The sequence below is a fragment of the Agrobacterium sp. 5Ca50 genome, assembly GCF_055381905.1.
This window is the reverse complement of sequence record NZ_AP026438.1, coordinates 407,370-430,837: the sequence shown is the minus strand read 5'-3', so window position 1 is coordinate 430,837 and position 23,468 is coordinate 407,370. Positions and strand designations below refer to the sequence as shown.

Here is a 23,468-nt window from a genome sequence, read left to right as displayed (position 1 = left end):
TTGTTGTTTGCCTGTTGTTTGCCGTGTCCTATCAGGTCAAACGGCCGTGGTTAAGAGGAAATTGCAGACAATGGCGGAAACAATGCATTTCATGGACCTTGCCTTTGCGGCTGCGCAAGAGGCTGGAGAAAAGCAGGAAGTTCCTATTGGCGCTGTGGTCGTCCTCGATGGTTATGTTATTGGCAGTTCCGGAAACCGCACACGTGAACTAAATGATGTCACGGCACATGCCGAAATCATGGCGATCCGCATGGCATGTGAGGCATTGGGGCAGGAACGGCTAAGCGGCGCCGACCTGTATGTGACCCTTGAACCATGCACGATGTGCGCTGCCGCCATATCATTTGCACGTATTCGCAGACTGTATTACGGCGCCGAAGACCCCAAGGGCGGCGGCGTTGACAATGGTGTGCGTTTTTACCAGCAGCCGACCTGCCACCACGCACCCGATGTTTATTCCGGCATAGGCGAAACTTCGTCCGCGCAGCTGCTCAAAGATTTTTTCCAGAGCAAGCGAGAGGATTAAAACGCTGCGATCTCATGCCGTCGCGATAAGGGCAACGGCATGATACCTCAACCGGTCATTATTGGAATGGCATCCACCACTTGCTGCCCTGCTTGGCAGCTGCGGCCTCTTTCTTAAGGCGCTTGGCCTTTTTCTGTTCCGGTTCGCCCAGATCATTCAACTCTTCTTGTGAGGCGGAACGATAGCCGGTTGGCGGGTCTGTCAGGTATTTGCGCTGGCCGTTGACGGCGTTGCCGCCTGAGGCTTCCGCCTTGGCCTTACGGAATGCTTCCCACTTCTGGCTTTCGGTCATCTGGCCATTGGTGCCATTGCCTGCCAGGAGCGGCGAACGGTAGTTCGGGTTGTCCTTGTTGGCTTCCGCCTCTTCACGCAGGCGCTCGCGGGTTTCTTCCGGCGCTTCCACCCATTGCGGGTTGTTTTCGCGGCTGGCAAGAGACTGCTGCGGCTGGTTGAGCTGACGTGTGTTGGCGTTGGCAGGCACAACAAGGCCCGGACGCGGCGTGTATTTCAGATTGCGATTTTCCTGATTGCCGGTCAGCGAAACCGACGAACCCAGATCTTCGACAAGCTGCTCCATAGAGGATTTGCCCGTGCCATAGGTCGGACTGCCGGTACATGCACTCAAGGCCAGGCAAGCGGTGAGAACACCTGCGATACCGCCGGACATGCGTAAACCTTGCATCATCTTCATCGAACCCTTCAAGCCAAGCCAGAACAAAAGACATAGCCAATTTCATTTGGCAATGCTGGGAAAATCCGGCCAATTTCAGGCAGGTTTACCGGATGAAGCACCAAAGTGCAATTCATCCGGTCATTTTCCTTAGTTTACTGCGGCCAATTCACGCAATGCTGCTGCATCACGCGCTGATACGTCAGGATATTCAGGGTCGGAGCCGACATCAGCCGTAATCCGCCAGGACCGTGCGCACTTCTTGCCTTCGGCCAGCTTCTGCTCAACCGAAACCTTCTGTACTTCGTTCAGACGGAAGGCATCAGACGCACCCTCGCCCGTCACCACCGAGATGGCAGAGGTGATGCAGATTTCTGCGAAATCCTGGCCTTCAAGTGCCTTTAGCAGTTCCGGATCTGCAATGTGCACAACCGGAGCGGCTTCCAGCGAAGACCCGATACGCTTTTCACGGCGTTCGATTTCAAGCGCGCCGGTGACGACGGTACGAACCTTGCGGATCTTGTCCCACTTGGCAGCAAGTGCATCGTTTTTCCATTCACCCGGCACAGTTGGGAACTGCTCAAGGTGAACCGATTCGCTTTGTGGATAACGCGAGAGCCACGCTTCTTCTGTGGTGAATGGCAGCATTGGTGCCAGCCAGCTCACCAGGCAATCGAACAGCTTGCGGATAACGGCAAGCGATGCACGACGCTTGAGCGAAGACGGAGCGTCGCAATAAAGCGTGTCCTTGCGAACGTCGAAATAGAATGCCGACAATTCGACATTCGAGAAATCGATCAGGGCACGGGCGATCTTCTTGAATTCGAAGGCGTCGTAACCTTCGCGGACAACCTTATCCAGACCAGCCAGACGGTGCAGCATCAACTGCTCCAGTTCTGGCATGTCGGCATAGGCAATGTCTTCACCGGTGTCATGCGCGAGCGTACCAAGCATCCAGCGGATGGTGTTACGCAGCTTGCGATAGGCATCGATATTGGTTTGGATGATGGCCTTGCCGAGACGCTGGTCTTCCCAGTAGTCGGTCGTCATAACCCACAGACGCAGGATGTCAGCGCCGGATTCCTTCATGACGTCCTGCGGAGCGACAACGTTTCCAAGCGACTTGGACTGTTTGCGGCCCTGTTCGTCCATGGTGAAACCGTGGGTGACGACAGCCTTGTAAGGCGCACGACCACGCGTTGCGCAGCTTTCCAGCAGCGACGAGTGGAACCAGCCGCGATGCTGGTCAGAACCTTCCAGATAAACATCGGCTGGCCATTTCAGGTCAGGGCGATCTTCCAGCGTGAAGGTGTGCGTGCAACCACTGTCGAACCACACGTCAAGGATATCCATGACCTGGTGCCACTTGGCATGATCGTGCTCGTCGCCGAGGAAACGATCCTTGGCGCCATCTGCAAACCATGCATCTGCACCCTCAACCTCGAACGCTTCAAGGATGCGGGCATTGACGGCGTCGTCCACCAGCACTTCACCCTGCTCGTCTGCGAAAACAGCGATTGGAACGCCCCAGGCGCGCTGACGCGACAGCACCCAGTCAGGGCGGTTCTCGATCATTGCGCGCAGACGGTTCTGGCCGGACGCAGGCACGAAGCGGGTGTCGTCGATGGCCGAAAGCGAGCGCGAGCGCAGCGTGGTGCCGTCACCCAGTTCCTTGTCCATGTAGACAAACCATTGCGGCGTGTTGCGGAAGATAACCGGCTTCTTGGAGCGCCAGCTATGCGGGTAGCTGTGCTTCAGACGGCCGCGTGCAAACAGGTTATTGCCGGCGATCAGCGCCTTGATGACACGATCATTGGCATCACCCTTCTTGCCGTTATCGTCCATGACGCGTGCGGGACCGCCTTCAGCCGACGGACCGAAGCCCGGAGCATCCTCGGTGTAAAAACCGTCATCACCAACCGGGAACGGGATTTTGGGCGAGATGCCGCGCGCTTCCAGTTCGCGAACACTGGCCATCCACGCGTCAAAGTCTTCGCGACCATGGCTTGGTGCGGTGTGCACAAACCCAGTGCCGGCATCGTCAGTGACGTGATCGCCGTCCAGCAGCGGAACCGCAAAGTCGTAACCCAGGGATGCCAACGGATGGGCGCAGGTGACCGACGCCAACTCCTCCGCTGTGACACCGCGCAGCAACTTGAACGTAACCTTGGCCTTGGCTGCAGCATCATCCGCCAGGCGGGTGGAGAAGATCAACTTTTCGCCGGGCTGCGGGCCAAAATCATTGGTGGCCGTTTCAACCTCATAAAGACCATATGGGAAACGCGACGAGAACGAGATCGCGCGGTTGCCCGGGATTGTCCAAGGCGTAGTTGTCCAGATGACAACAAAGTTGCCCTTCAGGTCAGCCGGGCCTTCGACAACCGGGAACTTCACCCAGATCATGTCGCTTTCGACGTCAGCATATTCAACTTCGGCCTCAGCCAGAGCCGTGCGTTCGACAACCGACCACATGACCGGCTTGGAGCCGCGATAAAGCTGACCGCTTTTGGCGATCTTCAACAGTTCTCCAGCGATCCGCGCTTCCGCGTGGAAGTTCATGGTCGTGTAAGGGTTTTCAAAATCGCCTTCGATACCGAGACGTTTGAATTCATCCGACTGCTTCGCGATCCAGCCAGCTGCAAAATCACGGCATTCCTTACGGAATTCGTTGATCGGAACTTCGTCCTTGTTCTTGCCCTTGGCACGATACGCTTCTTCGATCTTCCATTCGATCGGCAGACCGTGGCAATCCCAGCCAGGAACGTAGTTGCTGTCGAAACCGCGCATCTGGAACGAGCGCGTGATGACGTCCTTAAGGATTTTGTTCAGTGCGTGGCCGATATGGATATTGCCATTGGCATAGGGAGGGCCATCATGCAGCACGAACTTCTCACGTCCGGCGGCGGAGGCGCGAAGGCGCTTATACAGGCCCATTTCCTGCCAGCGCTTTACTGTTTCTGGCTCTTTTTGCGGCAAACCTGCACGCATCGGGAAATCCGTCTGCGGCAAATAGAGCGTGGAGGAATAGTCTAGTTTTTCTGCGGTGTCGTTCATAACCGTACCGTTACTGAGGCGCCCTCATGGGGTCGCGTCGTATTGATTTTGATAAACAAAAGCGGAAAGCGCCTCGACAAGCGCCAACATCCCGGACCTTCCGGCTGTTACAGCGGGCGGAAGGCCGGGCCAATAATTCGGGATATGAACGTCGACCGATATTGGAACATAGTGCCGGTTCTTTAAGGCGTTTCAGACCGTTTGAAAAGAGAATAGATGGTGATAGCGTCTCAATAGCCCGCCACCCGCCAAAAAAATGCAACAAAATCGCTCTCTTGCCGTGCAATCAAGCATTGTCCGCTCGAATTTTCCGGCGGATGGCAAGACGTCTCAAAAAGCGATTTTTGCATCCAGTTCGCCCAGCGGACGAACACCTGACAGAAGCGCCCTAGCCTCTTCTTCATCGCGCTTGATCTGGGCGACAAGAGGCTCAAGCCCGTCAAACTTCAACTCATCGCGCAGATGACCAAAGAACGATACGGAACAGGTTTCGCCGTAGAGATCGCCCGAAAAATCGAACACAAATGTTTCCAGCAATGCGACGCCATTTTCCGTGACGGTCGGGCGGTAACCGAAGCTCGCCACACCATCATGAAGCGTGCCATCGGCACGACGGAAGCGCACGGCGTAAATGCCGGGTTTCAGTGCAGTCTCCGGAGGAAGCGCCATATTGGCGGTTGGATACCCCAAGGTGCGGCCAAGTTGCTGGCCTTTGATAACCACTGCCTCAACCGTATAACGATAACCCAGAAGTCCGGCAGCGCCGACAACATCGCCCTGCATCAGCAATGCCCGGACACGACTGGACGATACCACCTCTGCACCTTCATCCCGGAAGGCATCAATCAGCGCGACATCAAAAACGTAACGTTTGCCCGCTTCCATCAGGAATGCAGGCCCGCCTTCACGACCTTTGCCGAAATGAAAATCAAAACCTGTCACCACTGCACTGGCACCCAACCAGTCCGACAATATGGATTTGACGAACTCATCGGCAGAGCGCTGCGAAAAATCATGGTCGAATGGATATTCGATGACCGACTGGAAACCTTCGGCTTCCAGCAAACGCGCCTTGAGCGACGCAGGGCTCAGACGGAAAACAGGTTCATCCGGTTTGAAAATCGTGCGCGGATGCGGCTCAAACGTCAGCACCAGCGCAGGTACGCCACGCGACCTGGCCAATTCCAGTGCCCGCTCAAGCACAGCCCGGTGGCCGCGATGCACGCCATCGAAATTGCCGATGGCAATGACCCCACCGCGAAGATTTTCCGGCAGCGGCTCTTTTTTTTCGTTGCGATGAAATACTGTCATTTCCGCCAATTCCTGTTTACGCCAGACGTGGCATCCACCAGCCAGGCGCCGCACCCTGCCCCTTCAGATAGGCATTGAGCAATGCCTCATCCGTCTGGCCGTTCAGCGTATATTCCGCAGCGTGAATGCCACCGCTTATATAGAGCAATTGCAGGCCGTTCGAGAGGGCGCCCTTGACATCTGTCGGCATGCCGTCGCCGATTGCCAAGATCCGCTCCTGCGGAAACGGGCCACGAACCTCTTCGGCCGCAGCTAGGCACGCCTGATAGATTGGCGTGTGCGGCTTGCCAGCAATACGGACCTCGCCGCCAAGCTGCCCATAATAGGCAGCCATGGCACCTGCACATGGAATGATGCGCTCGCCGCGCTCAACCACCAGATCGGGGTTTGCACAGATCATTGGTACGGAGCGGGCAATAAAGCCCTTCAGCATATCGGTGTAGTCTTCAGGTGTTTCGGTTTCATCATCGAAGAAGCCGGTGCAGACGACCGATTCCGCGTCGGCTTCTGGTACGATTTCAACGTCCAGTCCGTCGAGCAACGGCAGGTCACGTTCCGGTCCGAGCAGGAAAACCTTGCTTGGGCCTTCGGCGATCAGTCCACGTGTCACGTCGCCTGAGGTGATGATGCGGTCATAGGCAGTATCGGGAATGCCGAGCACGCGCAACTGAGCAATCACACCGGGCGCCGGGCGCGGAGAATTGGTAATCAGCACCACGGTCTTGCCCACCTTGCGCGCTTCTTCCAAGGCGACGGCCGCATCCGGAAATGCCGAAACGCCGTTGTGCAAAACACCCCATACATCAGACAGAATGACGTCGAACTGCTCGGTAATGTCGCCAAGAGTGGTTATGCGGTGGGCCATGAGTACTTTCCGGGTAAAAGACAATTGAGGCTGACATTGCAAAGCGCAACGTCGATGGCAAGAAAAAAAGCCACCGGATTGAAAGGCAAGTTGACGTTACGGCGGTTAACCGCCGACCCAGAGGCGGGCGAAACCGGCGGCGATGCACAACGCCAAAACCGGCACCATGCCAAGCTTGAAGCGAAACAGCATCAGTGTTGAGGCCACAAACAGTGCGAGCGCAACCGGATCCAGCGTGTTCCACACCGGCACCGACAGGTTGAGATTGATGACAGGGACGAGCGCCACACGCTCGACATCCCGAAACAGCACATGCAGGCCAAACCAGACAGAAAGATTGAGAATGACACCAACGACGGCAGCGGTGATTGCTGACAAGGCGGCAGAAAGCCTGCGGTTGTGGCGCGCACTTTCCATGTAAGGTGCACCAAGAAAAATGAAAATAAAGCTGGGTACGAAGGTTGCCCATGCCGCAACACTTGCCCCCATGACACCTGCCAAAAGCGGATCAAGCAGACCGGGATTTCTGAACGCTGCGAGAAAACCGATGTAGGACAGTACCAGCACCAGCGGACCAGGCGTCGCCTCCGAAAGAGCCAGACCATCAAGCATTTCACCTGCTGTCATCCAGCCATGGTTTTCGACAGCAATCTGCGCCACATAGGCCAGCACCGCATAGGCACCGCCAAATGTCACAACGGCCATCTTTGAGAAGAAGGTTTGCAATTGCGCCAGGGTTTCAGGTGCCGCAAAAATCCAGATCAAGGCAAAGGGGATTTGCCAGATAGCAATACCGCACAGCAGGCCGACCGCTCTTTTGTGCAAAGGCGGCACGTCGATCTTTGGCGCGCTTCCTAAAGAAGGTGATTGCTCACCAGCTGCACTGGAGGTCATGGCTCTTCGCGCCACAAACCAACCGACAGCACCGGCGATCAGGATCACCAACGGGAATGGCAGACCAAACAGAAACAGAGCAATGAATGCTGCGCCAGCGATATACATAAGAGACCGACTGACAAGGGCACGTTTTGCCACCCGCAGCAGTGCTTCAATGACGATGGCGAGAACGCCAGCTTTCAGACCTGACAACAATGCTGGCAGCCAGTGGGTATCCTGATAAAGCGCGTAAGCTGCCGCGAGCGCCACGATGACGATAAAGCCGGGCAGAATAAAAAGTGTTCCGGCAATGATGCCACCGCGCCTACCATGTAAAAGCCAACCGCAATAGGTGGCAAGTTGTTGTGCTTCTGGACCGGGCAGCAGCATGCAATAATTCAAAGCATGTAGAAACCGCTCCTCAGAGATCCAACGGCGTTCATCAACCAAGATACGGTGCATCATGCCGATCTGACCAGCCGGGCCGCCAAAGCTAAGCAGGCCGATCCGGGCAAAGGTCGCAGTCAACTCAAAAAATGAGGGGCGGGTCGTCGAAATGTCGGGGCGCAAAAAATCTGTCATGCAGACGCAGTAACCATTTTACATGAAATTTTTCCGACAGGCTGTCCTTGACTCGTACAGGTAGCCTGCTTATCTCCGTCTCGCTGGCACTCACATACAGGGAGTGCTAACACTATCCAGATGGATCACAAGATCCATGAATGTCATTTGATCGAGGGATTAGACAATGGCAAGCACAACTTTCCGCCCGCTTCACGACCGCGTTGTCGTTCGTCGCGTTGAGTCCGAAGCAAAGACCAAGGGCGGCATCATCATTCCTGATACCGCTAAGGAAAAGCCACAGGAAGGCGAAATCGTCGCCGTCGGTTCCGGCGCTCGTGATGAGTCCGGCAAGGTCGTCGCTCTCGACGTCAAGGCTGGCGACCGCGTTCTGTTCGGCAAGTGGTCCGGCACCGAAGTCAAGCTCGACGGTGAAGACCTTCTGATCATGAAGGAATCCGACATCATGGGTATCATCGGCTAATCTGCCGAACCCGTCGTTTCCTTAAATTTTAAGCCGGACACCGTCCGGCAATTCGAAACCAGGAGTTTTGAAAATGGCAGCTAAAGAAGTAAAATTCGGCCGCAGCGCACGCGAAAAGATGCTGCGCGGCGTAGACATTCTTGCAGACGCAGTGAAGGTAACTCTCGGCCCTAAAGGTCGTAACGTTGTTATCGACAAGTCCTTCGGCGCACCACGCATCACCAAGGACGGCGTTTCGGTCGCCAAGGAAATCGAACTGGAAGACAAGTTCGAGAACATGGGCGCACAGCTCGTTCGCGAAGTTGCATCCAAGACCAACGACATTGCAGGTGACGGCACCACGACCGCTACCGTTCTGGCGCAGGCTATCGTTCGCGAAGGCGCAAAGGCCGTTGCAGCTGGCATGAACCCAATGGACCTGAAGCGCGGTATCGACCTCGCTGTTGCAGAAGTCGTCAAGGACCTGCAGGCAAAGGCAAAGAAGATCAACACGTCCGAAGAAGTTGCACAGGTCGGTACGATCTCTGCAAACGGCGAACGTCAGATCGGTCTCGACATTGCTGAAGCAATGCAGAAGGTTGGCAACGAAGGTGTTATCACCGTTGAAGAAGCCAAGACTGCTGAAACCGAACTCGAAGTCGTTGAAGGCATGCAGTTCGACCGCGGTTACCTGTCCCCTTACTTCGTAACCAACCCAGAAAAGATGATTGCGGATCTCGAAGACGCATACATCCTTCTCCACGAAAAGAAGCTTTCGAACCTGCAGGCTATGCTGCCAGTTCTCGAAGCTGTTGTTCAGACCGGCAAGCCACTCGTTATCATCGCTGAAGACGTAGAAGGCGAAGCTCTTGCAACGCTCGTCGTCAACAAGCTGCGTGGCGGCCTGAAGATCGCTGCTGTTAAGGCTCCTGGCTTCGGCGACCGCCGCAAGGCCATGCTCGAAGACATCGCCATCCTGACCGGTGGTACAGTGATCTCCGAAGACCTCGGCATCAAGCTCGAAAACGTTACGCTCGACATGCTCGGCAAGGCGAAGAAGGTTTCGATCTCCAAGGAAAACACAACGATCGTAGACGGCTCCGGCCAGAAGTCCGACATCGAAGGCCGCGTTGCCCAGATCAAGGCTCAGATCGAAGAAACTTCTTCTGACTACGACCGCGAAAAGCTGCAGGAACGTCTTGCTAAGCTCGCTGGCGGCGTTGCTGTTATCCGCGTTGGCGGTTCGACAGAAGTTGAAGTTAAGGAAAAGAAGGATCGCATCGACGACGCTCTCAACGCGACGCGCGCTGCTGTTCAGGAAGGTATCGTACCAGGCGGCGGCGTTGCCCTGCTGCGTTCTTCCACGAAGATCACTGTCAAGGGTGAGAACGACGATCAGGAAGCTGGCGTGAACATCGTTCGCCGCGCTCTGCAGGCTCTGGTTCGCCAGATCGCTGACAACGCTGGTGACGAAGCTTCTATCGTTGTTGGCAAGATCCTTGAAAAGAACGAAGACAACTATGGCTACAACGCTCAGACTGGCGAATATGGCGACCTGATCGCTCTCGGCATCGTTGACCCTGTCAAGGTTGTTCGTACAGCTCTGCAGAATGCAGCTTCGGTTGCTTCCCTGCTGATCACCACTGAAGCCATGATTGCTGAACTGCCAAAGAAGGATGCTCCGGCTCTTCCAGGCGGCGGCATGGGCGGTATGGGTGGTATGGACTTCTAATCAGTCCTACCCGTTTCGTTTACGAAAGGGCGATCTTCGGATCGCCCTTTTTTTGTTTTCGCCAATACTCGTCTTGTAACGTTAATGCACGCGGTTAAACAAAACGGTCAACACACAGGTCTTATCGTTTTTGCCAATTTAAATGTGAGATCGGGCCTTTTGCGCGCCCGGTGCCTTTACAACTTGCGCATCCTTCACAGTTTTGCCTCAGATCTCAGCAAAACAGTTTTGACGGCAGTCACTATTTTATGTTTCAAATGCCGTTTGCAACAAATTAGAAATACAAAATTATCTAATATGAATCATTATGGGACAGCATTGATGTTAGAAAATACTTGTCGCGGTAGAAAAATAGAGTATGAGGACTTTCTTCTTCCGTCTCTGAGCTTACCGGATGGTAGATGCTGACAGACGAACACCCTTGAAAACCTAGCAAATTGTCGTATTTTCGAGTTATCGCGGAAAAAACATAGTATGTGATGTTTTTTAGCAAAAATGCATTGCCGTTTAAAAAAAAGAAACTATAAATCCTGCGCGAACAGCAGATATTGACAACTCTAAGATAAAATTTCAGAGCGCGTCTAAAACAAAAAGCATCTATCAAGACTCGCCGACATTCGTATGAGTGAATACTTTGCGCATTCGCAATATTCACGATTTCAGGTTTCTCATGATGAGCAACCAGCATCGCAATGCCACATGCTTCAGCGAAAAACGCAATCTGAAGTGTGTCACGCGCAAGTGTACCGGAACTTTGCGATAACGATACGTAAAACAACAGCTTAAACTACGCCAGCAAATCGGGGTCATCGCGACGTGTTTGAGTATGGGAATTGTTAAAGTGCCATTTTGCATTCCAATATCGTCAAGTACGAGAGACCAGCGAATGCATTCCGGCATAAAATTCGGGGACTACTGTGTTTAAGATTTCGCGAAACAACAATGCCGAATTTTCCCCTTCATGGAGCCACGAGGACCATGGAATTTTTTCGCAGCTCTGCGTTTCGGAGAAATGGACCGGCAACCTGTCAAACGGCATCATTGAACTTGGCAGCCTGTCGTCGTCACTTCATGGTCTTGAAGGTAAAGAATGCGGCTTGCTTAGCCTGATGCGCTGTTATGATCCCCATGATCGCGCCAGCATTCTGGCCCTGTTCGAGCAAGCTTCTATGGCTGCATCACGCTTTTGTTTCACAACAACGGTGAAAATAAACGGCAACAAACGCCAACCAGTGTTCTGTGCAGGTGAATCTCGCGGCCAAGAAGAGCGTTTTTACGGCAGCATAACCGGCCTCTTCATGTTCCCACGCTTTCAGGTGCCTGTTGGTCAGAATGCATTTTATTCAACCCGTTTCGCGCAATAAGCTCCAACTCCGACCGATATAGGGTATGGGACCGTGGAAGGACAAACCAGCCCTTTCCTAGGCCGGAACTTTTAGGCCCTTTATGCTGGCTGGGCGAGATTCTGCTTTATGGTGCCACGCTGCAACAGCGGGATAACGTTCCAATTGCAGAGCCTCCCTCGCGCCGTAATGGACTTCCAGACCCCGCACCCAAGGAAATGTCGCGATGTCGGCGATCGAATAGTCATCTCCTGCCAGCCATTGATTGTGCTCCAGCCATTTTTCCAAAACACTCAGCAGGCGCTGGGTTTCTTCACGATAACGGTCCGTCGCGTATGAATTATTGGCGACCTTGTCGGAGGCATACTTAAAGAAATGGCCAAACTGGCCGAACATCGGGCCGACCCCACCTACCTGAAAAAATAGCCATTGTATCGCAAGATACCGCTTCTCCGGATCGCGGGGCAAAAGTTTCCCAGTTTTTTCAGCGAGATACAGCAGGATGGCACCGGACTCAAAAATACCAATGGGCCGTTTGTTTGGCCCATGTGGATCTATGATTGCGGGTATGCGACCGTTGGGATTGAGCGACAAAAACTCCATCGATTTCTGGACATTGGTTCCTATATCGATCTTGTGAACCTCATAGGGTAGCCCCAATTCCTCCAACGCAATTGCAACCTTCACGCCGTTGGGCGTGGCAAGTGAATAAAGCTGTATGATGTCTGGATTGGTGGCCGGCCATTGAGTGGTCACAGGAAAAGCAGAAAGATCGATCACGGCACATCTCCTCGGTCGTTATGAGACTGTATGCGCGTTGCAAATATTTTAATGCTTGCAACTAAACCCGAAAGTCATCGCTTCGGATTTTTATTGTTCACCAATTGCGAACAAATCGTCTTTGTTCGTCTATCTTTCGTAAACAGACAAACTGATCCAAATATGGTTGCAGAATTCAGCATCACACACAATCGCCTACACGGCGCATGGAGCCTTATATGTCTGCAACAAATTCCAATACCAACAGCCTGATCTTGCTTGGCGCACGCGTACTTCTTGCCGCCATGTTCCTGCTCGCAGGTTTTCCTAAACTCATCGACCCATCTGGCACCGCTGGCATGATCGCCGGCGCTGGCCTGCCTGCCGCAACCGCGCTTGCTTACATTGCCGGCATCTTTGAAGTCGTTTCCGGTCTTGCGATCCTTCTCGGTTTCCAAACGAAGATTGCAGCATTTGCTCTGGCGCTCTTCTGCTTGTTCACCGCATTCGTCTTCCATAATGGCCCGATTGTTGTCCCCGACTTTCCTGAAGGCGCAAACAACCTCCTGACCATGTTCAACGGCTTAATCTTCTGGAAAAACATTGCGGTCGCAGGTGGTTTCCTCGGCCTGGCAGCAACTGGCGCTGGTGCCTATTCCATCGATGGTCGTCGGGGCTAATAAGCCCTTCCTGAAAAACACAAAAACCGCCGGATTGTTCCGGCGGTTTTTTATTCCACATAGTCTTTCTCATGGGATGGAAGATCATCGATCTGCGACAGCCATGCCACTGATGAGCGCGCCCATATCTGGGCTTTGGGAGCCAACACATCACGCTCGTTGATGCTGCCCCATCGAATTCCCCATTCCTTCTCGTCCTCGCCCTCGCCGCTGGTAAACAGGGGCGAACCGCACTCTGGACAAAAATATTGCCGGCGGGCACGGCCGTTATCACCGACCTTCCGGTAGAGCTTGGGTTGGTTATCGAGAATTTTAAGATCGGCCCTCGGAACGAGCAGTGTGACGCGGAAGGGTGAGCCGGTTAGGTTAGTCTCTGGCAATCAGTGCAATGGCAAATGCCCACACGGCTCGGATCGGCTTCCGCTTCAAATTTGACATGGCCACAGTGGCATTGCCCGCTAATATGCAGGATGGCCTCCCTCTTCAGGCAGGCCATCATAAGTGAACAGTACAGAAACCGACAGTCTAAAGGGCAGACTGCACGCGGGCGATGATATCTTTCACCACCGCATCGCCCTCATGTTCAGGCTTGCGTGCCCGCACAAAGCAGGCCTCGGAGTGCAGGATGACACCATCCGACAAGATCTTTAAGTGGTTTGCCTTCAGTGTCGAACCCGTCGAGGTGATGTCAACGATGATATCAGCCTGACCTGCAGCAGGTGCGCCTTCGGTGGCACCAAGGCTCTCGACAATGCGATACAGCTGGATACCGTGGCTGCCGGAAAAATACTGCTGTGTCAGACGCCAGTATTTTGTGGCAATGGCCAAACGACGTCCATGGCGCGCACGAAATTCGGCCGCCACATCACCAAGATCCGCCATGCTGTCGACATCCAGCCAGATCTCCGGCACCGCCACGACAACATCCGCATGACCGAAACCGAGGCGTGCACAAAACTCGACGCGACCGTCGGCATTGTCCAATCCTTCGCGCACAAGATCTTCACCGGTCACGCCGAAGTCTACTGTGCCATTGCCAATTTCACGAGCAATCTCAGAGGCGGACAAATAGGCGATCTCGATATCGTCGCGTCCGTCGACACGGGCGCGATAAGAACGATCATTGCCAATGGCAGAAATCTTCATGCCTGCCCGTTCGAGAATGGCAGAGGATTCCTCTTTCATGCGACCCTTGGAGGGCAGGCCAATGGTGATGGTCATTTGGAAGCCCTCGCCATTTCAATACGGTCCAGCCACAGGGAGAAGCCAACGGCGGGGATACGATCCGTCGCGCCGAGCAGCGTCATCAGCCGGTCAAAACGTCCGCCGCCTGCCAGCACTTCAACACTGCCGGTTTTGGTGATTTCGAACACAAGGCCGGTGTAATAGTCCAGCGGACGCCCAAAGGCCGCCTTGTACTGAATGTTGTCCAAGTCGGCACCGGAATTTGCCAGCGCAGCCACGCGGCCATCGAAGGTGGAGAGAGCTGCGCCGAGCTGCAAACCGGCCTCCTGCGCAAAGGCGGCAAGCGCCTCGGATGCACCTGACAATGGCGATTGCAAGGACAGGAATGTCTTCAGGGTGTTGAAATTATGGTCGGAAAGACGGGTTGCCGCCAATGCCAGCTTTTCGCGCAGACGTCGGGCAATTTCTGCCGGTGCGCGGCTTGCATTGGTGGAATAACCTGTCTGCTGCATGACGGTATCAATATAACCGACAAGCTCCGTTTCATCGCCTGAGGCAAGCAGGCCTGCTACCCGCGAATCCAGTCCCGTTACCGGTTTTGGATTGATCAGTCCCTCGAGCAGGGCTTCCAGTTGCTGGATATTGCCAAATGCCTGCACAAGCCGCTTTTGCCAACCTGATGGCAGGCCAAGGGCGGCAACAACCGCTTCGAAAACCTTCTGGTCGCCCAGTGTTGTCGATAACGCCTGCGATGGCAAAAGTCGGTTCAAAACCGCCGTTGCGTCAACGATGGCGCGGGCGTCAGATGCAGCTATATCCGCATCGCCCAAATCCTCGATACCGGCCTGGTAAAATTCGTTAGCGCCTTCACGACGCTGGCGAAATACCTGCCCCATATAGGAATAACGTTTCGGCGTCCCGGTTGCGGTTTCGATGTGACGAAGGCAAACGGGAATAGTGAATTCCGGGCGCAGGCAAAGGCTTGCGCCGGTTTCGCTTTCGGTCAGGAAAATACGGCGGCGCAAATCTTCGCCCGCCATATCCAGAAACGGTTCGGCGGGCTGAATGACAGGCGTATCGATGCGCACTGTCTTGCGCTTGGCAAATTCATCCAGCAATTCACCGGCAAAATCCGGCATGTCGATGAAAGGCATGTTACCCTGCCCGCGCTCGGTCTTCAGCCTGTGCGGCCAGAATTTCCTTCACCTTGGCAACGAGTTCAGCTTCCGGAACGGTTTCCTGCGCCACACGCGCCTCACGCCAAGTCGCATTGTCCTCGATCTCGCCGGAAAGTCGCTTACCCTCGATTAGATCCTTGATCTGAACGACGCTCTGCGCACGCTCATCACCACCTTGAATGATGGCGACAGGAGAACCGAGGCGGTCGGCATATTTCAGCTGGTTGCCGAACTTCTTCCAGTTGCCCTGATACATTTCGGCGCGGATGCCTTCGGCGCGCAGTGCCTGCGTGAAACGCTGGTAACGGCCCATGCTTTCCACATCACCGTCCATGACGGTAATCAACACAGGCGCCAGTGCCTTTTGCTGGCCAAGCTTGCCAAGATTCTTCAGCGCCGTCATCAGGCGCGAAACACCAATGGAGAAACCGGTCGCCGGAACAGGCTGGCCCATGAAGCGGGATACCAGACCATCGTATCGGCCACCGCCGCCGACTGAACCGAATACGACCTTGTCACCCTTGTCATTGGTAACGTCGAAGGTCAGTTCAGCTTCGTAAACCGGGCCGGTGTAATATTCGAGACCACGCACGACGGACGGGTCGATCTTGATGCGGGTTTCATCGTAACCGGCGCTGGTCACCAGCGCGCCGATGATATTCAGTTCTTCGACGCCTTCTTCACCCTTCGAGGTGCCGGCAACGAGTGCTGCCAGATCAGCGGCGCTTTCCGCATAATTCTTGATACCTACGAAGAACAGAACCTTTTCGATCTGTCCTTCATCAAGGCCTGCGCCCTTGGTGAAATCGCCTGATTCATCCTTGCGGCCGGGGCCGAGCAGCAGCTTGACGCCTTCAGGGCCAAACTTGTCGAGCTTGTCGATGGCGCGGAGAACGTTGAGGCGACGGGCAGCATTTTCGTCGCCACCCAGACCCAGTGCTTCCATAACGCCGTCGAGAACCTTGCGGTTGTTAACGCGAATAACGTAATCGCCACGCTTGATGCCCAACGCTTCCAGCGTATCGGCCATCATCATGCACATTTCCGCATCGGCCTGCACGCCGGCAGCACCAACCGTGTCAGCATCAAACTGCATGAACTGCCGGAAACGGCCAGGACCCGGCTTTTCGTTGCGGAACACATAGCCAGCGCGGTAAGTGCGGAATGGCAGCTGAATTTCGTTGAAATTTTCTGCCACATGACGGGCGAGAGGCGCGGTCAAATCGTAACGGGCGCTCATCCACTGTTCGTCATCGTCCTGCAGCGAGAACACGCCTTCATTTGGGCGATCACTGTCGGGCAGGAATTTTCCAAGCGCATCGGTGTATTCGAACAGCGGTGTTTCGATCGGATCGAAACCGTAGAGTTCGTATACCTTGCGGATTTTTTCGACCATTTCATTGGTGGCATGAATGTCGGCAGCCGAACGGTCCACAAATCCACGCGGCAAGCGTGCTTTCAGTTTCTGCGGTTTCTTCTGCTTTTCACTCATTTTTACCATTCCGGTCTTCTTCAGGATAATGCCGGTTCTTAGAGGATCGGGCTGCATGCGGCAAGCACGAACACGACCAATCTGGCCTCAGAGAATGGGCCAGCGGTCGATAAATCAGCACAAGTCCTGCCGATTGGATTTTGTCGCGGCAAGGGATCGACCCAAAGCCGCTTTTATCAGGACGGCTTCCTGCATCCTTAGCGCTTGCGAAGCGCCATACCATCTGTTAGTCGCTTGCCCGTTGCATGCAGCAACCGTAAGCGTCTGACGTCAAGCAACGCACCTAACCCTTCGTCATCCGGAGGGCGCTTATCCAAGGTGCTGTCCATGAAGACGAATTTCCAGAAAGCGAAGCTTTATGAAACTGTCACGCTTACCCGCGAAATATGGTGCGCTTCTGACACCTTTGATCCTGTCGATCATCATGACCTTCATCGTGTCGCTGATTGCCACCGTCAAGGCGGTCGGTATCAGCGATTTCTCGGCACGTGAATGGATGTCGGCATGGGGCCTGTCGTGGATGGTTGCCTTCCCGACGCTTCTTCTTGTGCTGCCGCTGGTGCGCAGGATCGTCGGGCTTTTGGTAGCCCCTCACCGCGCCTGACGTGTTACGCCGCGCTCAATACGAGCGCGGCTTCCGCCAGCAAACTCTTTCAAACACCCTGCAAAAAACCGATAAAGGCATCATGATTCTCGAAGCCATCCATTATGCTGCCACGTTTGCCGTCACTCCACGGGAGTTCCGGCCTTATATTCGTTACAGCATAAACCTGTGGGCGCGTGCCAAACGCTGCACACAGGATTGGAAGGTGCATGAAGAAAACTGTAAGCGCACCATACTGGAACGCGCTGCTAAACTGCGGCAACGGCGAACCGCTGTCGTGCTGGGCTCCGGCCTTTGGCGCGATGTGCCCGTCAAAGAGCTCTGTCGACTGTTCGACACCGTCGTGTTGATCGATCTTGTCCACCCGGCCAGCGTGAAGCTCGAACAATCATTCCGCAAACTGAAAAACCTGCGCTTCGTTTACCGCGACCTCTCCGGTTATGAAGATGCAGCAGAAGATCGACCCGGTGAGCCACTAGGGTTTCTGCGGCTGGTGCCCTATCTCGATTTTGTCGTTTCAGCCAACGTGCTTTCACAGATCGGCACCGGTGCCCGCGACCGACTGTCGAAACACGGGCTGGAAACCAGAGAACAGGACGTTCTGCCCCGGCTGATCAAGGCGCATGTCGAGGGGTTGGAAAACCTGCCCTGCGCAGTCTGTCTGCTGACCGATACCGACTACACGGTTATCGATCGTAACGGAAACACCCATGAAACCGTAGATCTGTTGTATGGCGTGGAAACGCCAACACCTGTTTCAGACTGGGTATGGCCGGTGGTGCCACTGGGTGAAGAGAGCCGCGATTACAAAGTCGTGCACAATGTGATTGCTGTTGACGTGCGCTGATCGCCAGCTTTAAATCAGCCTATGCGATTTGCGGCAAAAGCATTGATGATCTTGGCATGGCTGTTTTACGGGTCGATCCCGGCACAGTCTGCTTTTCTCATTGAGCCGATGAACGTTCGCCCCATCATGCAGGACATGACAGGCGATAACTCCTCTCATTCAGATCATAAAAAGGTCGACCACACTTCCGCGCATCAGCAGCAGGCGGCCCAGAAAGGCGAACCCTGTCCGCACCGCGGAGACATGAAACACAGTGGCTTGTGTACCGCCTGTCTGACGACAGCACCACACATCACTGTTTTTGAGAGCGGAAAACACATCTTCGCCTATCCCACACCGGATTTTGGTGACGTTTTCCTGACCTCCGCCTCTGCGCCTCCGATCCCGCCTCCCCGATCCTGATTTCTCATCGTTCAAATCAAACCCGCGGATCATCCGCTTTACCCTGAAACAATGAGAACTCAGGATTTATACTCATGACCAAAACACTTCTTTTGACGGCAGCCTTCGCTGCGATGCTCGCTGGCCAAACCTTGGCGCAAGACACCAACAGCCATGCCGGTCATGGCGCGGCGGCCCAAACGCAAGAGAGCCCATCGACCAAGGCGTTCATGGAAGCGAATGACAAGATGCACGGCGACATGTCGCTGGAATTTACCGGTGATGCCGACGTGGATTTCGTACGTGGCATGATCCCGCACCATCAGGGCGCTATCGATATGGCCCGCATTCAGCTACAATACGGCAAGGATCCTGAAATTCGCAAGCTGGCCGAAGAAGTCATCAAGGCGCAAGAAGGCGAGATTGCCATGATGAAGGAATGGCTGAAAAGCAAAGGCCACTAAACGATAAAAAGGGAATGCGCCTGACCGGCGCATTCCCTCGAATATCAGTTAAAACGCAGGCACCGGCGTCAGTTTTTCTCGATACGTAAATCATAATGTGCACCCAACCCGCGGCGTGGTGCACTGAGGATAAGAATGGGACGGATAAGCCACCAGCTATCCTTGTCAGCCTTTAGAGTGGCGACCTTCACCCCGGCATCGCTGAAAAAAATTGCGTCGTCATCGGGATCGGCCATATCGAAAACCGCAAAATTCAAGAATTCGCTTGAGGACGTCAGTGTTATCCGCATGGCGTCGCCCACCTTGACATTGAGACGGTAGACATTGCCTCTGCCTTGACGCGTCCAGCCGCCGACATGCAGCCCTTCCGGCGTAAAAGAGCCAAGATCTTTCAGCACTTCGCCAGGGTTGAGCCATGACGGCCTCTCATCTTGTGCCATTGCCGTAATTGGCGCGGCACATGATGCAAGAAGCAACATCAGAAACTGGCGTTTTTTCAACTCGTCGCTCAAGGACGTACAAACTCCGCGCGTAGTTTTTCCACCCGGTTCCGGCAATAACAACCCTCGATATGATCATTGACCATGCCCATGGCCTGCATGAAAGCATAAACAGTGGTCGGGCCCACAAATGTCCAGCCACGTTTTTTCAGGTCTTTAGATAATCGCACCGAGGTTGGTGTTGTCGGGTTGGCTCTCAGTTCCTGATAATCGAACACCGCCGGACGCTGGTCCGCAGACGGTTCATAACTCCAGAAATAATGGGCCAGCGTGCCAAATTCCTGTTTCAGGTCCAGCGCACGCCGCGCATTGTTTATAGTGGAAACAATCTTGCCGCGATGCCGCACAATGCCTTTGTCGGCCAGGCACCTGTTCACATCATCCTCAGTGAAAGCTGCAACGATGGAAAAATCGAACCCACTGAAGGCGGCGCGGAAGGCCTCGCGCTTGCGCAGGATGGTCAGCCAGGACAGGCCAGACTGAAACCCTTCAAGACAGATTTTCTCAAACAGCCTGATATCATCGACCACAGGCTTGCCCCACTCCTCATCATGGTAGTGACGGTAATCTTCAAGCCCCTGATGCCACGAGCAGCGCACTTGTCCATCCGGACCCGTCAGAAGCCCATTTTCACTCATCTGATGCCATCCCTCGTGCAAATCACCATGGAATTACCATTGATTCACCCTGTTTCAAAACCCCACAGTAACCTTACGACAAGGTTTCCATGATCCCGCCTGTTTTAATTAATCGGCATTTACCATTCGCTTGTCCGAAAGTGAGAACGTCAAAACATGTTTCGGTGCATGTAACGAGTAGATCCGATGACGATGAAGTCTCTATGTCTGGCATTAAGCCTTGTTTCTGTCTTTTCTTCAGCCGCTTTGGCAAATGACCGCTATCGCGAACGGCCTCCGGTTATTGTCAGCCCCGATCTTTCGGCACCGTGGCTAATGCAGCTTGGTGGCGGCAGTGCACGTCCCGTGGTGGTACCGCAGCGCCAGACGGTACGTCAGCCAGTTTACCAGCGCCAGCAGGCGGTCAATGTTCGTCCAACCCGCCAATATAACGGCGTGACAACCCAGCGTCCGGCCGGTGTGCAGCAGGTTGCTGTACGACCAAATTCACCGGCCAAGGCACAGATCGCGCCGCAGTTCCTGCCACAGATCGTATCCTACCAGACACAGCATCCGGCCGGCACAATCGTTATCGATACGCCGAACCGTTTCCTCTATCTGGTTCTGGCAGATGGCAAGGCACGTCGTTACGGCGTTGGTGTCGGCAAGCCCGGCTTTGAATGGGCGGGCACCCACCAGGTTACCCGAAAAGCGGAATGGCCAAGCTGGACACCACCGAAAGAAATGATCACCCGCGAAGCGGCAAAGGGTCATTATCTGCCGGCATTCATGGAGGGTGGTCCGCAAAATCCGATGGGTGCACGCGCCATGTATCTTGGCTCGACCCTCTACCGCATTCACGGCACCAACCAGCCGTGGACAATCGGCAGCAACAATTCTTCCGGCTGCATCCGCATGCGCAATGAGGACGTGACCGACCTCTATGAGCGCGTCAATGTCGGCACCAAGGTTATCGTTATGTAAAGGCTTTAAAGCCGACAAACAGAACACGACATTCCGGCAGTATAGCGTGTATTGCCGGAACAGATGCACGTTTAGACTTGCGTTCATGGGCGGCTGGGCTAACTTCAGCCTGTATCAGGTTTGAGGGGAGCATAGATGAACCGAAGAGATCTTCTTGCATCAGCCATGGGGATGGCAGCGCTGACTGTGATTTCCGTACCGTCCGCAGAGGCAGTCACACTCGCCGACAAGGCGTTGAACGTACCCGCAGGCACCGATGTCCAGCCGGTGGCAATTCAGAAAAAGCAGGTTGAGGAAAAATACAAACGCCGCGTCGTTCGTCTTTCCACCAGCGAAACGCCCGGCACGATCATCGTCGATACCAACAACAAGTTTCTCTATTTCGTTGAAGGCAAGAACCGCGCGACCCGCTACGGCATTGGCGTCGGACGCGATGGTTTCGGTTGGTCCGGTGTTGTGAAAGTCGGCCGTAAGGCGGAATGGCCCACATGGACCCCGCCTGCTGAAATGCGCCGCCGCGAAGCCGCGAAAGGCCGCATTCTGCCAGCCGTTCAAAAGGGTGGCGAAGACAATCCGCTGGGCGCACGCGCGCTTTATCTCTATCAGGGCGGACGCGACACCATCTTCCGCATTCACGGCACAAACCAGCCGTGGACAATCGGTCTGAATATGTCATCCGGCTGCATCCGTATGATGAACAAGGATGTCGAACATCTGTATGCCCGCGCCGATATCGGCACGAAGGTCATCGTTGTCGGCCCGGGCAACAAGCAGGGCAACGTATCGTTCAACGATCGCGGTATTGATATTCTGCGCACCATTTTCGGTGGCTGACACACCATCCATGACAGGGTGGATGACGCCCTGTCATGGTTTTGCGATTTTGTCGCCGGTTGAATGATCCGTCAGATCAACCACTTGTAGGGATCAGCGATCGGTTCCTGATTACCGGCTTTCTGCAGTCCCACGACACAACGGACAACGACCCAGATAATCGTGGCCAGCATGCCCAGAAAACCGATGAAAACGACTGTCAGCATCAGTGATATGAAGCCGTAGAGAATGCCTATCCAAAAGGTCCTGATAGCCCAGGTGTAATGCGACTGCATCCAACCGGTTGCCTTTGTCTTGTTCAGATAGGCGATAACAACTCCGACAATGCTGGTAATGCCGACAACGAAGCTGAGCAGATACAATATGTAAACCAGCTGGATGTTGGTTTTGCCCGGTTCGAGCCAGTTATCGTCAGGGGAGCGCACAGGTTCGTTGGACATAGGGTCTGCCATGAAATACCTCCGCTATTCATAACATTTACTTCCGCCTTCAACATTTAGGGCGTGTTTGGAATTTTACCAGATTGACCTGCCAGGAACGTCTTGCCTGACCCATGACGTGGCTAGCAATTGCTGCTATTGGATTGATGACCGTTCCGGCATAAATGGAAAAGATTTTGACCAATCTGGGTGACCTTGAAGTCTTCAATCTCGTGGCGCAATGCGGCAGCATGTCAGAAGCGGCTCGTTCCCTAGGATATTCGCCAGCGGTTATTTCCAAACGCATCAAACGACTTGAAGAACGCCTTGGGGTCCGTCTTTTCCAGCGCACCACACGTCAGCTTTCATTGACCGAAGCGGGTCAGGGGTTTTATGAGCGGGTTCAAGGCATTCTCGTCAGTCTGGGCGAAGCAGAGGATTTTGTCGCCGGACGCGCCAATGCCATTTCAGGGTCGCTGAAAATTTCGGCCCCCAACTCTTTCGGGCGCCTGCATATCGCACCCCACCTCAAACCCTTCATGGATGCCAATCCCGCCCTTGCCATCAACCTGGTGCTAAGCGACGAGTTCACCGATCTTGTGGCCGGCGGTTTTGATCTGGCCATCCGCATCGCCGACCTTAATGATTCAAGTCTTGTGGCACGGCGCCTAGCCCCGGTTCGCCGCGTATTGTGCGCCTCTCGCAGCTATGTCGAGACACATGGACTGCCGAAGGACATCAGCGACCTTGCCAACCATCGCTGCCTGCCGGCCCATAACAATGACAGTTGGCGGCTGGAGGGCCCCGATGGTGCCGTGACATTGCGGCCCGACGGCATGCTGGTCACCAACTCGAGTGAAGTTATTCGTGAAGCTGTCATCGCCGGTCTTGGCATTGCACTGCGCTCGACATGGGATATCGGGCAGGAACTTCGTGACGGTTCGCTCGTTCAGGTTTTGCCTGATTATGAGGGATCGAAAAACGTCTCGCTCTCGGCGGTTTATTCCAGTCGCAAACTGTTGCCTGCAAAAGTGCGGCTGTTCATCGACTACCTGACGACACTTTACGCACCAGTCCCCTACTGGGAGCGATGACACCGTCGTTTTTCAGTCGAAATACAGAA

23 protein-coding genes and 1 pseudogene are annotated in these 23,468 nt (G+C 54.5%); 11 read left to right on the top strand and 13 right to left on the bottom strand.

The genetic code is table 11. From position 1 onward, the window contains the following. Positions 1-70 precede the first annotated feature (70 nt). A complete protein-coding gene (locus tag ACZ5FM_RS02040) occupies positions 71-526 on the top strand; it encodes a nucleoside deaminase (protein WP_250983642.1) in 456 nt (151 codons plus the stop codon). Positions 527-584: 58 nt separating this feature from the next. On the opposite strand, the gene ACZ5FM_RS02035 is transcribed toward ACZ5FM_RS02040, so the two are convergent. The 5 genes from ACZ5FM_RS02035 to chrA all read right to left on the bottom strand — a co-directional run bounded on the left by ACZ5FM_RS02035 (position 585) and on the right by chrA (position 7,884). After that, positions 585-1,217, bottom strand: coding sequence for a hypothetical protein (locus tag ACZ5FM_RS02035; RefSeq protein ID WP_464039551.1), 633 nt, complete (start codon positions 1,215-1,217; stop codon positions 585-587). 129 nt (positions 1,218-1,346) lie between these two features. After that, positions 1,347-4,250, bottom strand: coding sequence for an isoleucine--tRNA ligase (ileS, locus tag ACZ5FM_RS02030; protein WP_464039550.1), 2,904 nt, complete (start codon positions 4,248-4,250; stop codon positions 1,347-1,349). A gap of 330 nt (positions 4,251-4,580) precedes the next feature. After that, positions 4,581-5,561 (bottom strand): bifunctional riboflavin kinase/FAD synthetase, encoded by a 981-nt coding sequence (locus ACZ5FM_RS02025; RefSeq protein ID WP_464039549.1) that lies wholly within the window; start codon positions 5,559-5,561, stop codon positions 4,581-4,583. A gap of 16 nt (positions 5,562-5,577) precedes the next feature. Then, positions 5,578-6,426, bottom strand: coding sequence for a TIGR01459 family HAD-type hydrolase (locus tag ACZ5FM_RS02020; protein WP_250983639.1), 849 nt, complete (start codon positions 6,424-6,426; stop codon positions 5,578-5,580). Between the two features lie 105 nt (positions 6,427-6,531). Next, positions 6,532-7,884 (bottom strand): chromate efflux transporter, encoded by a 1,353-nt coding sequence (gene chrA, locus ACZ5FM_RS02015; RefSeq protein ID WP_464039548.1) that lies wholly within the window; start codon positions 7,882-7,884, stop codon positions 6,532-6,534. A 166-nt stretch (positions 7,885-8,050) separates the two neighbouring features. On the opposite strand from chrA, the gene groES reads away from it, so the two are divergent. The 3 genes from groES (at position 8,051) to ACZ5FM_RS02000 (ending at position 11,422) form a co-directional block, all read left to right on the top strand. Beyond that, positions 8,051-8,347 (top strand): co-chaperone GroES, encoded by a 297-nt coding sequence (gene groES, locus ACZ5FM_RS02010; protein WP_027673890.1) that lies wholly within the window; start codon positions 8,051-8,053, stop codon positions 8,345-8,347. Between the two features lie 73 nt (positions 8,348-8,420). After that, positions 8,421-10,058, top strand: coding sequence for a chaperonin GroEL (groL, locus tag ACZ5FM_RS02005; RefSeq protein WP_192487086.1), 1,638 nt, complete (start codon positions 8,421-8,423; stop codon positions 10,056-10,058). A 917-nt stretch (positions 10,059-10,975) separates the two neighbouring features. Next, positions 10,976-11,422 (top strand): hypothetical protein, encoded by a 447-nt coding sequence (locus tag ACZ5FM_RS02000; protein WP_464039547.1) that lies wholly within the window; start codon positions 10,976-10,978, stop codon positions 11,420-11,422. Positions 11,423-11,479: 57 nt separating this feature from the next. On the opposite strand, the gene ACZ5FM_RS01995 is transcribed toward ACZ5FM_RS02000, so the two are convergent. Further along, positions 11,480-12,181 carry a glutathione binding-like protein gene (locus tag ACZ5FM_RS01995; protein WP_312943290.1) on the bottom strand — a complete coding sequence of 234 codons (702 nt, stop codon included), beginning with the start codon at positions 12,179-12,181 and terminating at the stop codon, positions 11,480-11,482. Between the two features lie 218 nt (positions 12,182-12,399). Here ACZ5FM_RS01995 and ACZ5FM_RS01990 point away from each other — a divergent pair, with 218 nt between their 5' ends. Next, on the top strand, positions 12,400-12,840 hold the full coding sequence (locus ACZ5FM_RS01990) for a DoxX family protein (protein ID WP_259145831.1): 441 nt from the start codon (positions 12,400-12,402) through the stop codon (positions 12,838-12,840). 50 nt (positions 12,841-12,890) lie between these two features. On the opposite strand, the pseudogene ACZ5FM_RS01985 reads toward ACZ5FM_RS01990, so the two are convergent. The 4 genes and pseudogenes from ACZ5FM_RS01985 to hisS form a co-directional block, all read right to left on the bottom strand. Continuing rightward, positions 12,891-13,309: pseudogene (locus tag ACZ5FM_RS01985) on the bottom strand (GFA family protein). A gap of 56 nt (positions 13,310-13,365) precedes the next feature. Beyond that, entirely contained in the window at positions 13,366-14,061 is a 696-nt protein-coding gene (gene hisG / locus ACZ5FM_RS01980) for an ATP phosphoribosyltransferase (RefSeq protein ID WP_464039546.1), read from the bottom strand. Then, positions 14,058-15,179, bottom strand: coding sequence for an ATP phosphoribosyltransferase regulatory subunit (locus ACZ5FM_RS01975; RefSeq protein ID WP_464039545.1), 1,122 nt, complete (start codon positions 15,177-15,179; stop codon positions 14,058-14,060). The genes hisG and ACZ5FM_RS01975 overlap by 4 nt, the downstream gene beginning before the upstream one ends. 1 nt (position 15,180) lies before the next feature. Beyond that, on the bottom strand, positions 15,181-16,695 hold the full coding sequence (hisS, locus tag ACZ5FM_RS01970) for a histidine--tRNA ligase (RefSeq protein WP_259145836.1): 1,515 nt from the start codon (positions 16,693-16,695) through the stop codon (positions 15,181-15,183). Between the two features lie 358 nt (positions 16,696-17,053). On the opposite strand from hisS, the gene ACZ5FM_RS01965 reads away from it, so the two are divergent. The 3 genes from ACZ5FM_RS01965 to copM all read left to right on the top strand — a co-directional run bounded on the left by ACZ5FM_RS01965 (position 17,054) and on the right by copM (position 18,991). Continuing rightward, positions 17,054-17,299, top strand: coding sequence for a DUF2798 domain-containing protein (locus ACZ5FM_RS01965; RefSeq protein ID WP_192487078.1), 246 nt, complete (start codon positions 17,054-17,056; stop codon positions 17,297-17,299). An 82-nt stretch (positions 17,300-17,381) separates the two neighbouring features. Further along, complete coding sequence (locus tag ACZ5FM_RS01960; protein WP_464039544.1) at positions 17,382-18,146, top strand: hypothetical protein; 765 nt, start codon at positions 17,382-17,384, stop codon at positions 18,144-18,146. Between the two features lie 476 nt (positions 18,147-18,622). Further along, complete coding sequence (gene copM, locus ACZ5FM_RS01955; RefSeq protein ID WP_464039543.1) at positions 18,623-18,991, top strand: CopM family metallochaperone; 369 nt, start codon at positions 18,623-18,625, stop codon at positions 18,989-18,991. Positions 18,992-19,059: 68 nt separating this feature from the next. Here copM and ACZ5FM_RS01950 read toward each other — a convergent pair whose 3' ends face one another. Beyond that, entirely contained in the window at positions 19,060-19,503 is a 444-nt protein-coding gene (locus tag ACZ5FM_RS01950) for a hypothetical protein (RefSeq protein ID WP_464039542.1), read from the bottom strand. Continuing rightward, on the bottom strand, positions 19,500-20,129 hold the full coding sequence (locus tag ACZ5FM_RS01945; RefSeq protein WP_192487074.1) for a DNA-3-methyladenine glycosylase I: 630 nt from the start codon (positions 20,127-20,129) through the stop codon (positions 19,500-19,502). The genes ACZ5FM_RS01950 and ACZ5FM_RS01945 overlap by 4 nt, the downstream gene beginning before the upstream one ends. A 186-nt stretch (positions 20,130-20,315) precedes the next feature. On the opposite strand from ACZ5FM_RS01945, the gene ACZ5FM_RS01940 reads away from it, so the two are divergent. Both ACZ5FM_RS01940 and ACZ5FM_RS01935 read left to right on the top strand, forming a co-directional pair. After that, positions 20,316-21,092: a L,D-transpeptidase gene (locus tag ACZ5FM_RS01940; protein ID WP_464039541.1), complete on the top strand. Its 777-nt coding sequence runs from the start codon at positions 20,316-20,318 to the stop codon at positions 21,090-21,092. A 135-nt stretch (positions 21,093-21,227) separates the two neighbouring features. Next, positions 21,228-21,926, top strand: a complete 699-nt coding sequence (locus ACZ5FM_RS01935; protein WP_312943281.1) for a L,D-transpeptidase — start codon at positions 21,228-21,230, stop codon at positions 21,924-21,926. 71 nt (positions 21,927-21,997) lie between these two features. Here the strand turns inward: ACZ5FM_RS01935 and ACZ5FM_RS01930 are convergent, their stop codons facing one another. Then, a complete protein-coding gene (locus ACZ5FM_RS01930; protein ID WP_192487072.1) occupies positions 21,998-22,378 on the bottom strand; it encodes a DUF4870 family protein in 381 nt (126 codons plus the stop codon). 164 nt (positions 22,379-22,542) lie between these two features. Between ACZ5FM_RS01930 and ACZ5FM_RS01925 the strand changes: the two genes are divergently transcribed. Further along, the gene (locus tag ACZ5FM_RS01925) at positions 22,543-23,439 is read left to right on the top strand and encodes a LysR family transcriptional regulator (RefSeq protein WP_464039540.1); all 897 of its coding nucleotides are present in this window, start codon (positions 22,543-22,545) and stop codon (positions 23,437-23,439) included. Positions 23,440-23,468: the final 29 nt, after the last annotated feature.